The organism is Marinomonas polaris DSM 16579 (assembly GCF_900129155.1).
Classification (GTDB): Bacteria; Pseudomonadota; Gammaproteobacteria; order Pseudomonadales; family Marinomonadaceae; genus Marinomonas; species Marinomonas polaris.
Window position 1 is genome coordinate 369,899 of sequence record NZ_FQVF01000002.1, and the last position, 13,332, is coordinate 383,230.

The following is a 13,332-nucleotide window of genomic DNA, read 5'->3' on the forward strand; positions in this document are numbered from 1 at the left end:
GTTTAGATAAATAATAATTGGCAGATTAATCAAAAGACTTGTGACTCATGGACATAAATAAGCTCATTGCATTGTTACCTGACATGGCTGCGTTTGTTGCGGTGGTTGAAACTGGTAGTTTTACCAAGGCAGCGCTGAAGCTTGGCGTGACGCCTTCAGGTGTTAGTCGGCAAGTATTACGTATGGAAACGGCTTTATCGGCGGTATTGATAGAACGTACTACTCGACGCCAAACCACAACCTTGGTTGGTATGGCGGTTTATGAGCAATGTCGACAAATGTTAGACAGCGCAAAAGAAGCCGTCATCGCATCTGAAAATAACGCCACAGAAGCAACAGGACGTTTACGAATAGCCGCTCCTAAAGCCTTTGCTAAGCAGGTGCTGGAGCCGTATTTGTTAGAGTTTATGGCTTTGTATCCAGGGATTTCGTTGCAAGTTCAAGTAACTGATTTGCGTATAGATCCTGCTTATCAAAATGTGGATTTAGTATTCCATGTGGCGGATCAGCCGTATGAGCATTTGGTGTGTAAAACCATAGGAAGTGTTCGCTCTATTCTTTGTGCCAGTCCAGCTTATTTGGCAGAACGTGGCTTGCCGATATTACCTGATGATTTATTAGAGCATGATTGTTTGCCGCTGGGCTTTTTTGATGGTGATAACCTTTGGTCATTTAGCCAAGGTGAGCAAAAGCTAGATATTAAAGTTGATGGGCGTTACATCAATAACCATTCTGAGATGCGTTTGAAAGGCGTTAAGCAAGGTTTTGGTATTGGCAAATTTCCTGATTTTGTTGTTCGAGAATCTCTCGATAAAGGGGAGGTGGTACAGGTATTGGGAGACTGGCAATTAAACAGTGATTTTCAAGGCGGTATTCATATGCAGTTTCCTGCTATGCGCTTTATGCCCAATAAAATGCGCGTGTTTATCGATTTTATGGTGGAGCATTTTGTAGCAAATAAGACCTAGTTATAACAAAAGTGTAACAAGTAAGGTAAATACTTAGATCGTGAATTCCTAAGGAATGGGATTGTTTTTTTTCACCTTTTTTATACGTTTTTATGAATAAAATTGTGTGCTTATCTTTCTATTTTTTACATAAAACTTGGGGTTGGTATGGTACCTTTTTTATCCGTTGTATTACCTGCAAAAAATGAGCAGGGGAATATAGGGTTATTAATTAAAGAAATACATAAAAGCCTTTCTCCTGAGTACGCATTTGAAGTGGTACTTACTGATGATGGAAGTGATGACGGTACTGCTCAGGTCGCGATTGATACCGCCAAAGAAATTGGTTGCAATCTACAAGTGATTTATCACGCTAACAGTTGTGGTCAAAGTACAGCTGTCTTATCCGCTGTTCGCCATGCTAAAGGCGAGTGGATTATCACCTCAGACGCTGATGGTCAGAATGACCCGAATGACTATGCTAAATTAATTCAACAAGCATCTTTATTAAGCAGAGAGCATTTTTGCGTAGCAGGTTATCGTAAAAAACGTCTTGATACTGCTTGGGTGCGTTTTCAATCCCGAGTTGCTAATAATATTCGTCAAAAATTACTCAATGATGGCGTGCCTGATTCTGGTTGTGGTTTGAAATTATTTCCGAAAAATACTTTTTTAGCTCTTCCGTATTTTGATCATATGCATCGTTTCTTACCAGCTTTAATTAAACGTATCGATGGCGAAATTGTAGTTTGCCAAGTAAACCACAGAGATCGAAACGCAGGTGTTTCTAACTATAATGCTTGGAACCGTGCCTGGGTTGGGATTATCGATATTGTTGGGGTGATCTGGTTGAACAAACGCGCGAAGTATCCTGTTATTGCTAAGATCTATTCGAGTCAGGATTAATTCATGAAATGGGTTAAATGGCTGCTGCTTGTTATATTCGTTGTGTTACTTATTTCGGGCGTGCTTAACCCTGTTTTAGCCCATCTATCGGATAAAAATTGGTTGACTGGCTATTTGTTACAATATGGCTGGATAGGGCATTTTTCCATTGCTTTAGCGGCACTGATTTTTGTTGGCATTGGTGGTCCACGCCAAGCGATATCTTTTATATTTGGTTATTTGTATGGCGCTGTTGTAGGCGTTGCCGTGGCGATTGCTATTTGTTCATTAGCCGCGTTGGCAAATTATATGGCCGCTAGAATGGTATTTGCTCATACTCTTGCACATCATTTTCCAGTTCGTATGCATAAGTTTAATCAGTTTGCCAGCCGTGCTCCTTTCATGAAAATTCTTACTCTAAGGCTGCTACCTGTTGGCAGTAATTTAGTGACCAACTTGTTATCTGGCAGTGTTGGTGTGCCTTTGCCTGCATTTTTGTGCGCTAGTGTGTTGGGGTATTTTCCACAAACGCTTGTGTTTGCTTTGATTGGTGGTGGTATTGGCTCTGCTAATCACGCGATGATTTACCTTAGTATTGGATTGTCTCTTTTAAGCTTTGTTTTGACTGCTCTCATTTATCGAGATCATTTGAAGCATAAACTCTCAAAACTTAATTTGGAAAATAACGCATGATGTCTACAACACCGATAGATAGTATGGATTATAAGCGTACCTTCTGGCTGATTTTTTTAGTGGCTGCTGTAGTTATTTTAGCGGGTATTGGACTTCGTGATCCTTGGCCTGCCGATGAGCCTCGTTTCGTTGAGGTGGCCAGAGAAATGGTGAATTCTGGAAACTGGTTTTTCCCTATGCGTGGCGGTGAATTATACCCAGATAAGCCACCTGTTTTTATGTGGTTGCTGGCGTCTTTATATTGGCTGACAGGAAGTTTGAAAGCGACTTTTTTAATTCCTAATGCTGTGGCGAGTTTGGTTGCTTTGTTTTGTACATTTGATATTGCTGCAAAACTTTGGAATGTCAAAACAGCACGTAATGCCTGCTTAATGTTGCTTATTGCACCGCAATTTATTATTCAATCAAAATCTGCTCAGATAGATGCCACAGTCGCCTGTTGGATCACGATTGCCATGTATGGGCTGTTACGTCATTTTTTCTACCAAGCCAGCTTTAAATGGTATGTCGCCAGCTGGGCTTTTATGGGATTGGGTATTATTACGAAAGGGGTTGGTTTTCTACCACTGCTGTTCTTGTTGCCTGTGCTGTTTTTGCATTTTAGTAGCAAGTATCGATTCGAAAAAATGCAAGTAAACTGGACTTTGTGGTTAGGGCCGTTGGCCATGTTATTGGTCCTTGCTGCTTGGTTACTACCTATGTTGTATATTGCTGAGCACAGTAATAATCCTGACTTTATGGCTTATCGTGACAATATCTTATTTAAGCAAACGGGTGAGCGCTACGCGGATTCTTGGGGGCATATTAACCCTTGGTATTATTTTTTGGTCAGCGTGATTCCTGCTTTGTGGTTTCCTCTTTATAGTTTTTTGTTTACGAAAGCCTTTTGGCGCGATGTTAAAGTCTCTCCGGTGATGTTTAGTGTCTTGGTTTGGGTTGCACTGCTGGTGTTATTTTTTAGCATTAGTCCTGGAAAACGAGGCCTATATATCTTACCGGCTTTGCCTATGCTGGCTCTAATTATGGGGGCTCATTTTACTAATATCGGCTTGACGGTTTGGTTTAGGCGCGTATTGCAGGTGGGCTTTGTTGCTTTTGGTATGCTGTTTTTTACTGCTGCAGTACTTTGCTTTACTAAATCACATGCAATTACCAAAGAAATTGGTGAGCATACTTTACCATTTGGTATTTTGTTTTTGGTCATGTCTTTGGGTTGGTTTGCTATCTTGTTATGGAAGCGTAATAAGGTCGATCTAAACATCTATTGGGCCGCTTTTGCGATCACTTGGGTGTTATATAGTACGGCTGGCTATATGTTGTTTAACCCCGAAAGAACCCCAGCAAAGGGAATAATGGCTGAAGCAGCGCGAGATATTGGCCCTGATGGCGAGCTTGGTGTGACTCGTTTTAAAGAGCAGTTTTTGCTTTTTTCTCCAGTTCCTTTAATCCATTTTAGTTATCTGAGTAGTACTCAAGAACAAGATAGAAATGCTTGGTTGTGGATGAGTGAGAAGCCTAATCGTTATGTGATGACAGCTAAAGATAATTCAATTGAATGCTTTGATTTAAGCAAAGCTAAAGAGCTAGATCGAGCTCATAGCAAAGAATGGATTTTGCTTGATGAAAGTGCCATGACGCCCACGTGTGAAAAGCCAAAGACAGTTAAACGTTATTCCTTACCATTGAAGGCTCTGTACGAGTAGTTTTCTTATGGTCAATTAAATGATGTTTTGAATGTTGTAATCTGAAAGAAAGGCTCAGTTTATTTATTTGACTGGGCCTTTTTTGTCAGGTTAGTTCTTCATTTCTTATGGTTAGTACTTCATAACCTGTCGAAGTCACTAGGATGGTGTGTTCCCATTGAGCGGACAGTTTTTTATCAGTGGTTACTACGGTCCAGCCGTCTTTTTTAGTCTTGGTTTTGGCCTTGCCTTGGTTGATCATTGGCTCAATAGTGAAGGTCATCCCTTCCTCCAATGTCATCCCTGTTCCTGCTTTACCGTAATGTAGTACTTGCGGTTCTTCGTGCATTTCGCGGCCAATGCCGTGACCACAATATTCTTTTACCACCGAATAGCCTTTGTTTTCTGCTAAGGTTTGAATCGCGGCTCCTATATCGCCTAAAGTTGCGCCAGGTTTTACTTTTTTGACCCCAGCCCACATCGCTTCATAGGTGGTTTTGACTAATCGTTTGGCAATAGGGTTCGCCTCGCTCATGACATACATTTTGCTGGAATCGGCGATAAAGCCGTTCTTTTCTAGGGTGATGTCTAGATTGATGATGTCTTTTGCTTTGAGTTTTTGGTTGTCGCTTGGAACGCCATGGCAAACCACCTCGTTGATAGAGGAGTTGAGGACAAATTCATAGCCATATTGACCTAGACTCGCAGGTCTGGCATTGAGTTCATGACGAATGAAGTCTTCAACTTTGTTGTTAATCTCTAAGGTCGAAACGCCTTCTTTTACAAAATCATCAAGCATATGAAATACGCGGGCTAATAACTTTCCAGACTCGCGCATGAATTTGATTTCAGCTGGGGTTTTGATGTGTACTTGCATGTTACTTGACGGCTTTCAATGGCGTTTCTGTATTTGCATTAGCCAGTTCATTGGCGATCAATTCAGAAAAAGTGAGGCTGGGATTAAGCTCGGCTAAGCGTCCCATTTTTATCCAGAATTCTGCTTGCGCATTGATAGAGCGAGACATGACATGGCTGCTTTTGCGGATGTCGTCGTGAAGTTCGTCGGAGATTTTAATAATACCCATGAGATATGATCCATATATAAAGTGTATATGGATCATATATTCAGGGGTGTGGCTTTTCAAGTGCTATTTATTGATTAGCTGTTAGTGGAACAAGTCTTTTATCAACTTAATGCCTGCTTCTTGACCACCTTTGTTATATGCATCCAATAATGCTGAACCAAGGATTGCGATGTCAGCTTTGCCGATCAGTTGCTCTATTTGAGCGCGTTCGCGTAAACCAAAACCGACGCCCATTGGTGCGCTAGCATGCTGTTTAATTTGCGCTAAATAATCATCAAGTGATGTTTGCTTGGCTTTGCCTTCATGGCTTTTGTTTTCATGGACAGAATGACCTGTAACACCAGAACGAGCGACGCAATATAAGAAACCGCTTGCTTGGCCTGCTAGCATCGCTAAACGATCTGGTGGCGTCACTGGAGTCACCAACCAAACTGGATCGATGTTATTAGCCTTACAAGCTGCTTGATAGGTCGCTGCTTGTTCAATCGGCAGATCTGGAAGAATTAAACCTAGAATATTTTCTTCTGCTGCACGTTTAGCGAGCTTGTCTAAACCAAAGCGATACATTGGATTTAAGTAGCTCATCAACACAATGCGGCTGTCAGGAAAATTTTTAGCTATTTTGCCTAACTGAGATAAACAGGTTTCCACGTCCAGCTTTTGCTCTAATGCTTTATGACAAGCAGCAACTATACTTGGGCCGTCGGCGACAGGATCGGAAAAAGGAAATTGGACTTCGATAAAATCGACGCCTTCCTGCATTAATCTTTCCATCCAACTCAAACTTTCCTCAACACTTGGGTAGCCGTAAACCACATGCGTCATCGACAAAATAGGTTTTTGTTGGCGCTTTTCTTCAATAAAGGTCGCTAATTGGCTCATGCGTTTTGCTCCTTGTGGTCAGCGTGGTTAGTTGGATAAGAAGCAAGGTAATCGGTTAAAAACTGCGGGAAGGTTTCGTCTTGCACCGCTTTTGCCACGTTAAAGATGTCTTTGTCGCCTCGACCAGAAAGATTGATAACGATCTTCGAGTCTTTAGGTAAGTTCGGTGCATCTTTAAAAGCGCCCGCTAGTGCATGAGAAGATTCAAGTGCTGGAATGATACCTTCTTTTTTCAGTAACAAAGTACAAGCGGCAATTACTTCATCGTCCATGGCGTAAGTCATTTTGATGCGACCAATTTCCGCCAAATGGGCGATGATAGGGGATACGCCAACATAGTCTAAACCAGCTGCGATAGAGTGTGTTTCTTGTAATTGTCCCGCGCTATCCTGCAAGAACATAGTTGCAAAGCCTTGTGCGATACCAGGCTGTCCAAGATTGTGAGATAAGCGAATGGAATGCTCGCCAAGCTCCAAACCTTTACCGCCTGCTTCGACGCCGACCATTTCCACTTCTTTGTCATCGAGGAAAGGTAGGAACAAACCACAAGCATTCGAACCACCGCCAACGCAAGCATACAAACGGTCTGGAAATTGACCGAATTGCGCGACACTTTGCTCGCGTACTTCGTTGCCAATTACAGATTGAAAATACGCCACCATTTCAGGGAAGGGCGCGCAACCACAAGAGGTGCCAATTAGGTAATGGCTTTCTTCATGGCTAGAAGACCAGTCACGTAGCGCTTCGTCTAATGCATCTCGTAGCGTTTGTGCGCCAGTGGTAACAGGTACAACAGTGGCACCAAGTTGTTTCATCCAGAAAACATTTGGGTACTGACGTTCAATGTCTTTTGCACCCATGTAAATAGTACATTCTAGGCCTAAACGCGCCGCAACAAGAGCCGTTGCAATGCCGTGTTGTCCAGCGCCTGTTTCCGCAATCACACGTTTTTTACCCATGCGTTTGACCAATAACCCTTGGCCAATAACGTTGTTCATCTTGTGTGCGCCACTGTGGTTTAAATCTTCACGCTTAAGGTAAATCTGTGCGCCGCCAAAGTATTCGGTTAAGTTCGCACAAAAAGTCAGCGGCGTTGGGCGGCCAGAAAACTGCTGCCATTGTTTATTCAGTTCAGCGAGAAACTCTGGGTCGTTTTTGGCTTCTTCGAACGCATGTAAAATTTGCTGTTGGCTCGAATAAAGGATTTCAGGAATATAGCTACCGCCGTATTGCCCGTAGAAACCGTTCTCGCTTTGCATGACTTGCTCCTAAAATTGCTATTTATTTAACTATACCGTTTAGTTAATTTAATGCGATGATAAACGTTCGTCAAGTGTTTTGAATTGTTGATGGGAAATTAAGTTTTAGAGGATAGAGATTGAGTCTTCAGACAGACGCAAAGCCAAATTGCGTTGTTAGAAAACGAAAGCAGATGAACATCAATAGGTTACTATATAATTTATAGCGAATAGTTAGATCGAGGACATTATGGCAAGAGGAAGACCCAGTAAAAAAGCCCACATAGTTGAGGCGGCGTGTGGTTTGTTTACTCAACAGGGTTATCAGAGTACCAGTATTGATCAAGTGGTCGTGACAGCTGGCGTTTCTAAGCCTACGGTATACAGCAATTTTCCTACTAAGTTAGTGTTATGGGAAACGGCGTTAGCCTCGTTAACTGAGCAAGCACAAGATGAGATGCAAAAGGTCTTGGTGCGTCTACAAGCGAAGAAAAATCTCACGCTTATTTCAGGCTGGATATTGCTTTGGGAGGCTTGGGTTAATAAAGCCGATCGCCTTGCGGTGTACCGTATTTTATTGGGCGAGCAGCATAAAATGTTGCCGTCTACCTTTTCCTTATTTACTGAGTTTGAGGCTGTTTTAGAGTCGACTTTATTAGCTTGGATTGCTGAGTTTGCCGTATCGCCGATGAATTTCTTTGCGTTAAAGGCGGTTAGTAGAGAAGCGCTTTTAACGCCTGCATTAATGAATCAGGCAATGATGGTTAAGACTGAGCTAGAAAGTCAGCTTGATGGTTTGATGAAATAGCTGAACTTGATGCCGACATTATTATGCCTACTGTATTATGCCTACTGTTCACGCGGGTCACGCGGGCGCGGCTTTGTTGTGTGGTAGCGCGAAAATACTAGCGAGCTTGGTAATGATTTGATTGAAGTAATGCGTTTGCATTGTCTGAGTTTTGGTACTACAATTTTTGTAATACATTCTGCAACAAGATAGAGGTTGTCAATAATGGCTAATATCGCTTTGGAAACCGAGTCAACACTTACCGAGCGTTTTCAAACAACGGTGCCTAGTTCTGTTCGTCGAGCTTTGCATTTGGGTAAAAAAGATAAAATCCGATATGTGATTCAAGCAGATGGCAATGTTTTAATGACAAAAGTTGAAAAAACAGAAGACGATCCTGTGATGAATAAGTTTTTGTCTTTTTTGGCTAATGACATGCAACAGCATCCAGAAAATCTGCAGCAATTGACAACAAGTATGCGCAATACTGTTCAAAGCCTAATTGAAAATGTTGAGCTAGATTTGGATGCGCCGTTGTCTGATGAGGATGAATAAATTTGTCTTTATATTCGAGCAATCATCATCCTACCATCGTTAATGGCTGGACACTCTATGCACACCCTTTGTTCGCTGAGCAATATCTTATTCTCAAGGACAAAGTGGAGGAATTAAAGCAGCAAGATCCTACAGGTTATGTAAAGAAAAATGCGACTAAGCGATTGGCCGCCATTCACAAGCTGGCATTTGAAATAATTCCTCAAGATCCAACCAGTTCAGATTATCGTCAAGGCAAGACGTTAGGCGATAATCATAAACACTGGTTTCGCGCCAAGTTTTTTCAGCGGTATCGTTTGTTTTTCAGATACCACGTCGAATCAAAGATTATTGTTTATGCTTGGGTGAATGATGAAAAAAATAAAAGAGCTTATGGCAGCAAAAATGACGCTTACAGGGTCTTCTCTAAAATGCTAATGTCAGGACAGCCACCGGATGATTGGGACGACCTTTTAAAGGCTTCGACACGCCATTTTCTTTCAAACGACGATGAACTCCCATCATAAAATAGCCATTAAATAAGGTTTTAAGCAGCGGTTAAACCGCTGCGCTTTGTTCTTCAACCACTTCTTCTACGCGTCCTTTCTCAGCCCAATACATGATGCATACTGCTAGTGAGCCCATAATCACGAAGCCACCCGAAATTGGCATCAAGGTATTGTTGTACATTTGGCCTATCACAGTACCAATGCTCATCGACATAATAGACGACACTGAACCAATAACAGCAGATGCAATGCCCGCGACATGCCCCATTGGTTCCATTGCTAGGGAGTTGACGTTACCGAACAACAAACCAAAGCAGAAGAACAAAACGGCAGCATAGACTAAAAACATCCATAAACTGATCGCCACAAAAGCGTGCAAAGCAAAAAATGCAATGGATGCGATAACGACAACGCAAATAGCTCGGAAGGCGATGTATTTTGCGCCATGTTTTTCAACGATACGAGAGTTAATCAAAGAAGAAAAACCCAATACTAAGGCCAATAAACCGAAGTAAAGTGCGAACAAGTTACCAGTTTTGAATTGCACCTGAAATATTTGTTGTGAAGAATTCAAATAGCCAATAAAGCTACCGAAGAATAACCCCATGCATATGGTGTAGCTCGCCGTGATTCTATTTGTTACTACTTCTTTAAAACCTTCGTAAAAGCCTTTTTTCGAAAAAGGAATACGGTTGGATTTTGGTAGCGTTTCTTTTAAACGAAAGCCAATCCAAACAATCAATAACACAGCATAAACAAGATACATCTCAAAAATACCGCGCCAGTCATCGACAAACATAATCGCTTGACCAAGTGTTGGGGCGATGGCTGGAACCAAGACGAAAATCATCATCACCAAAGACATGATACGAGCCATTTGCGCGCCATGGTACAAATCACGAACCAGGGAAATGGCGGAAATATAAGGGCCAGCAACGCCTAAGCCTTGAATAAAACGACCCAACATCAGCATTTCTAAACTGTCTGCTTGGTAGCAGACCACAGTGCCAACCAAATAAAGAGCGAAGCCACCAAATAGAATAGGGCGACGACCTAGTGCATCCGACAGTGGTCCACAAATTAATTGCCCCATTGCCAAACCTAAAAACAACATACTAATGAGCAATTGTGGTTGGTTTGCTGTTACTGCGCCAAGTTCGTTACCGATAATCCCAAGTGCTGGTAGCAAAGCGTCAATAGATATTGCTGTTATCGACATTAACAGAGCAACTAAAAGCGTGAACTCCTTCGATCCCATACCGGAAGAAGAAGCGTTGTTGTGAGCATTTTCCATATGTCATCCAGAGAAAATATGATGTTTCGAAAGGAAGCAAAAATCGAGTCCTAATAATAGCTGAGTATTATACTCAGGCTTTATAAAACGCAGCTTACGGATGTGTGCATAAAATAAGGAATTGGATAATTTATATTTGAGCTGTGTGATTGTAAATTGTTTGGCTTGGTTAGTAATTTCTTGCATTTTCATTGCACTTTTTTTGTGATTTTTATACGATGCCTATATATTTGATGGCAATCGCAATCAAATTCTTTGATACGGATACAGTAAAGTGAGCTTGCATGGAATGTGGTGTTATAAATCGTTTTGAATACCCCCTCTTTCTGCCTGTTATGTATTTGACTGGTCTAATTTTCATTTCTATTCCATTTGTCTATCGATGATTTCTTTTTTTATTATTTATAAGGGGGTTTTATGACTTCTCGCCTACTATTTGGTCGAACTGCTTTGGCTGTTTTTGTGTCTTTGTCGGTTGCTGGTTGTTCGGTTACCCCTAAACAATTTACTAATCAAGAAATCTTGTCTCAGGCGGCTGAAAATGCTGATGAGATAAATAAAGATGTTGCCCCTATTACTGGTCCAATCGATTTAAACGAAGCTTTTGCTCGTACTATTAAGTACAACCGCGACTCGCGTTTAAAAGCCTTTGAAGCTGTAGTTTCGCAGGGGCAATTGGCAGTCGATAAGTTTGATATGTTGCCAGAATTAGCTGCCAAGGCGGGCTACAATCATCGTAACAATTACGCGGCTTCTGCATCGGTTACTTTTTCTGGTGATGAGCCATCGAGCTTAGGTAGCAATCCGAGTTACTCGGTTTCATCTGATAAAAGTACGGTAAATGCGAGTATTGGCGCGACTTGGGATATTCTCGATTTTGGCTTATCGTACTATCGTGCAAAACAGCAAGCAGATCGTTTTCTGATTTCCAAAGAGCGCGAACGTAAAGTGGTTCATTCTATTATGGAGCAGTCTCGTAATGCTTATTATCGGGCGGTTTCTGCGGAACGTTTGTTATCTAAAATCAACCCTTTAATCGTTAAGGCTCGTGCTGCATTAGTTGACTCAGCTAAGATAGAAAAGCTTCGTGCTCAGTCCCCAATGGAAGCATTAACCTATCAGCGGTCTCTATTGGAAACCTTGCGTACCCTTCAAGACATTCGTAAGGATTTGATGCCGGCCAAAACTGAGTTGGCAATTTTAATGGGCCTAAATCCTGCTGTTAATTTTGAATTGGCTGATGTTAATAATCCTAATAGCGATATCCCTGTTCTTAATGTCGACATGAGCTCTATGGAGCGCACTGCGTTAGTGCTTCGACCAGAACTACGAGAAGCGCAATACCAAGAGCGTATTACTCAAGAAGAAGTGCATTCTGCCTTTTTGTCTCTTTTTCCAAGCTTAAGCCTTAGTGCAGGCCTGAATTACAACGATTCTGATTACCTTCGTTATAACGACTGGACGTCCGCTGGTGTGGGTTTGAATTGGAACCTTATGAACGTGTTTCGATATGGCAAGTTAGATAGGTTGAATGACTTGAAAATTGCCGCGGGCAAACAGCGATCTCTAGCAACCTCTATGGCGGTTATCTCTCAGGTTCACATTGCTGATATTCAATTCAAAGAATCGAATGATACTTATGCACTGGCTACACAATATTATGATGTGGCACAGCGTATTAAAGCCCAAGTAGATTCTAGCCGAACAGCGCAAAGTATTGGGGATTTAACCGTTATTCGAGAGGATCTAAATGCTTTGTTGGCAGAGTTACGTCGTGATGTGGCTTACGCTGATCTGCAAAATAACTTCGGTAGAGTGTTAGTTTCTATGGGTCTTGACCCATTGCCAGAAGGTTTTGGCAATATGAGCTTGGAGGAATTATCGACAGCCTTCAACAACATGTTTGCTCGCTGGGAACAAGGTGACATTGAAGTGATTTCCGCGGAAGAAATGCAATCTGCATTAGCGGCAAAAAGTGTGGCTGAGAAGTAAGTTTTGATGACGTTAAAACTGAAAGTTGTGGTGTGTCTGCTCTCTTGTTTAATCACGATGCCAGTTATCGCACAAGAGACCTTTAAAGCGCGAGGTATATTGGTCGCGACCAATAAAGCGACGCTGTCTACTGAGTTATCAGCCAGAGTGATTGCAGTGCCCAAAAGAATGGGGGAATCCTTTAAGCAAGGGGATTCTCTTATTCGTTTAGATTGTCGGTTGTTTGAAGCTCAGTTAGAAAAAGTAGATGCCGAAACGAAAGTAGCGCAAGCAAGATTAGATAACACTCAGCAACTTAATCGGCTGAATTCCATTGGAACATTGGAAGTCACTATTGCACAAGCTGAGCTACAAAAGGTTCAGGCAGAGCGCACTATGGCACAACTAAACGTAGAGCGTTGTGATATTAAAGCGCCTTTTGATGGTGTGGTTGAACAACTCGATAGTCATACATTTGAAGTCGTGCAACAGCAACAAGCATTGATGAAAATCGTCGGATTGAATCGATTAGAAGCCGACATAATTGTTCCAGCACAATGGATGGCGTGGCTTATGATTAATAAAGCGATTACCTTGCAAGTAGAAGAAACCCAACAAACATTACAGGCGGTGGTTAGCCATATTGGGCCAAGTGTCGATCCAACGAGCCAAACTATTCAAATACGAGCTACGATTAAAAAAGTACCAGTCAAGGTTTTACCTGGTATGAGCGTGGTGGCGATGTTTCAGTAAAAAAATAGAATTTTAATACTAGTACTTTTTTAAAGAGCAGTATTTTTAAAAGAACAGTAACAAATGCTGCTA

At 41.8% G+C, this 13,332-nt stretch carries 14 protein-coding genes; 9 read left to right on the forward strand and 5 right to left on the reverse strand.

The window, feature by feature from the left end; all coding sequences use genetic code 11:
- Positions 1-47 precede the first annotated feature (47 nt).
- The 4 genes from BUA59_RS01645 to BUA59_RS01660 all read left to right on the forward strand — a co-directional run bounded on the left by BUA59_RS01645 (position 48) and on the right by BUA59_RS01660 (position 4,228).
- Positions 48-968, forward strand: coding sequence for a LysR family transcriptional regulator (locus BUA59_RS01645; RefSeq protein ID WP_072837969.1), 921 nt, complete (start codon positions 48-50; stop codon positions 966-968).
- Between the two features lie 147 nt (positions 969-1,115).
- Positions 1,116-1,853 (forward strand): glycosyltransferase family 2 protein, encoded by a 738-nt coding sequence (locus BUA59_RS01650; protein WP_072837970.1) that lies wholly within the window; start codon positions 1,116-1,118, stop codon positions 1,851-1,853.
- A 3-nt stretch (positions 1,854-1,856) separates the two neighbouring features.
- Complete coding sequence (locus BUA59_RS01655; RefSeq protein WP_072837971.1) at positions 1,857-2,525, forward strand: TVP38/TMEM64 family protein; 669 nt, start codon at positions 1,857-1,859, stop codon at positions 2,523-2,525.
- Positions 2,522-4,228, forward strand: a complete 1,707-nt coding sequence (locus BUA59_RS01660; protein WP_072837972.1) for an ArnT family glycosyltransferase — start codon at positions 2,522-2,524, stop codon at positions 4,226-4,228. Before BUA59_RS01655 ends, BUA59_RS01660 begins: the two co-directional genes overlap by 4 nt.
- 85 nt (positions 4,229-4,313) lie before the next feature.
- Here BUA59_RS01660 and map read toward each other — a convergent pair whose 3' ends face one another.
- The 4 genes from map to trpB form a co-directional block, all read right to left on the reverse strand.
- Entirely contained in the window at positions 4,314-5,084 is a 771-nt protein-coding gene (gene map / locus BUA59_RS01665; RefSeq protein WP_072837973.1) for a type I methionyl aminopeptidase, read from the reverse strand.
- A 1-nt stretch (position 5,085) separates the two neighbouring features.
- Positions 5,086-5,292, reverse strand: coding sequence for a ParD-like family protein (locus tag BUA59_RS01670; protein WP_072837974.1), 207 nt, complete (start codon positions 5,290-5,292; stop codon positions 5,086-5,088).
- Between the two features lie 81 nt (positions 5,293-5,373).
- A complete protein-coding gene (trpA, locus tag BUA59_RS01675; RefSeq protein ID WP_072837975.1) occupies positions 5,374-6,174 on the reverse strand; it encodes a tryptophan synthase subunit alpha in 801 nt (266 codons plus the stop codon).
- Positions 6,171-7,433 carry a tryptophan synthase subunit beta gene (gene trpB, locus BUA59_RS01680; protein WP_072837976.1) on the reverse strand — a complete coding sequence of 421 codons (1,263 nt, stop codon included), beginning with the start codon at positions 7,431-7,433 and terminating at the stop codon, positions 6,171-6,173. Before trpB ends, trpA begins: the two co-directional genes overlap by 4 nt.
- 229 nt (positions 7,434-7,662) lie before the next feature.
- Between trpB and BUA59_RS01685 the strand changes: the two genes are divergently transcribed.
- The 3 genes from BUA59_RS01685 (at position 7,663) to BUA59_RS01695 (ending at position 9,260) form a co-directional block, all read left to right on the forward strand.
- Positions 7,663-8,220 carry a TetR/AcrR family transcriptional regulator gene (locus BUA59_RS01685; protein ID WP_072837977.1) on the forward strand — a complete coding sequence of 186 codons (558 nt, stop codon included), beginning with the start codon at positions 7,663-7,665 and terminating at the stop codon, positions 8,218-8,220.
- A gap of 204 nt (positions 8,221-8,424) precedes the next feature.
- Positions 8,425-8,754, forward strand: coding sequence for a type II toxin-antitoxin system PrlF family antitoxin (locus tag BUA59_RS01690; protein ID WP_072837978.1), 330 nt, complete (start codon positions 8,425-8,427; stop codon positions 8,752-8,754).
- A gap of 2 nt (positions 8,755-8,756) precedes the next feature.
- Positions 8,757-9,260, forward strand: a complete 504-nt coding sequence (locus tag BUA59_RS01695) for a type II toxin-antitoxin system YhaV family toxin (RefSeq protein WP_072837979.1) — start codon at positions 8,757-8,759, stop codon at positions 9,258-9,260.
- A 31-nt stretch (positions 9,261-9,291) separates the two neighbouring features.
- Here the strand turns inward: BUA59_RS01695 and BUA59_RS01700 are convergent, their stop codons facing one another.
- Positions 9,292-10,536 carry a multidrug effflux MFS transporter gene (locus tag BUA59_RS01700; RefSeq protein ID WP_084122084.1) on the reverse strand — a complete coding sequence of 415 codons (1,245 nt, stop codon included), beginning with the start codon at positions 10,534-10,536 and terminating at the stop codon, positions 9,292-9,294.
- A 417-nt stretch (positions 10,537-10,953) separates the two neighbouring features.
- Here BUA59_RS01700 and BUA59_RS01705 point away from each other — a divergent pair, with 417 nt between their 5' ends.
- Both BUA59_RS01705 and BUA59_RS01710 read left to right on the forward strand, forming a co-directional pair.
- Positions 10,954-12,528 (forward strand): TolC family protein, encoded by a 1,575-nt coding sequence (locus BUA59_RS01705; RefSeq protein ID WP_072837980.1) that lies wholly within the window; start codon positions 10,954-10,956, stop codon positions 12,526-12,528.
- A gap of 6 nt (positions 12,529-12,534) precedes the next feature.
- Positions 12,535-13,260: an efflux RND transporter periplasmic adaptor subunit gene (locus BUA59_RS01710; protein ID WP_072837981.1), complete on the forward strand. Its 726-nt coding sequence runs from the start codon at positions 12,535-12,537 to the stop codon at positions 13,258-13,260.
- Positions 13,261-13,332 lie beyond the last annotated feature (72 nt).

Bases quoted from the DNA above. Each gene is read 5' to 3' on its own strand.
- BUA59_RS01650 (WP_072837970.1), top strand. From the start codon at position 1,116: ATGGTACCTTTTTTATCCGTTGTATTACCTGCAAAAAATGAGCAGGGG.
- BUA59_RS01660 (WP_072837972.1), top strand. From the start codon at position 2,522: ATGATGTCTACAACACCGATAGATAGTATGGATTATAAGCGTACCTTC.
- BUA59_RS01645 (WP_072837969.1), top strand. From the start codon at position 48: ATGGACATAAATAAGCTCATTGCATTGTTACCTGACATGGCTGCGTTT.
- BUA59_RS01690 (WP_072837978.1), top strand. From the start codon at position 8,425: ATGGCTAATATCGCTTTGGAAACCGAGTCAACACTTACCGAGCGTTTT.
- BUA59_RS01705 (WP_072837980.1), top strand. From the start codon at position 10,954: ATGACTTCTCGCCTACTATTTGGTCGAACTGCTTTGGCTGTTTTTGTG.
- BUA59_RS01685 (WP_072837977.1), top strand. From the start codon at position 7,663: ATGGCAAGAGGAAGACCCAGTAAAAAAGCCCACATAGTTGAGGCGGCG.
- trpA (WP_072837975.1), bottom strand. From the start codon at position 6,174: ATGAGCCAATTAGCGACCTTTATTGAAGAAAAGCGCCAACAAAAACCT.
- BUA59_RS01710 (WP_072837981.1), top strand. From the start codon at position 12,535: ATGACGTTAAAACTGAAAGTTGTGGTGTGTCTGCTCTCTTGTTTAATC.
- BUA59_RS01670 (WP_072837974.1), bottom strand. From the start codon at position 5,292: ATGGGTATTATTAAAATCTCCGACGAACTTCACGACGACATCCGCAAA.
- map (WP_072837973.1), bottom strand. From the start codon at position 5,084: ATGCAAGTACACATCAAAACCCCAGCTGAAATCAAATTCATGCGCGAG.
- BUA59_RS01655 (WP_072837971.1), top strand. From the start codon at position 1,857: ATGAAATGGGTTAAATGGCTGCTGCTTGTTATATTCGTTGTGTTACTT.
- trpB (WP_072837976.1), bottom strand. From the start codon at position 7,433: ATGCAAAGCGAGAACGGTTTCTACGGGCAATACGGCGGTAGCTATATT.
- BUA59_RS01700 (WP_084122084.1), bottom strand. From the start codon at position 10,536: ATGGAAAATGCTCACAACAACGCTTCTTCTTCCGGTATGGGATCGAAG.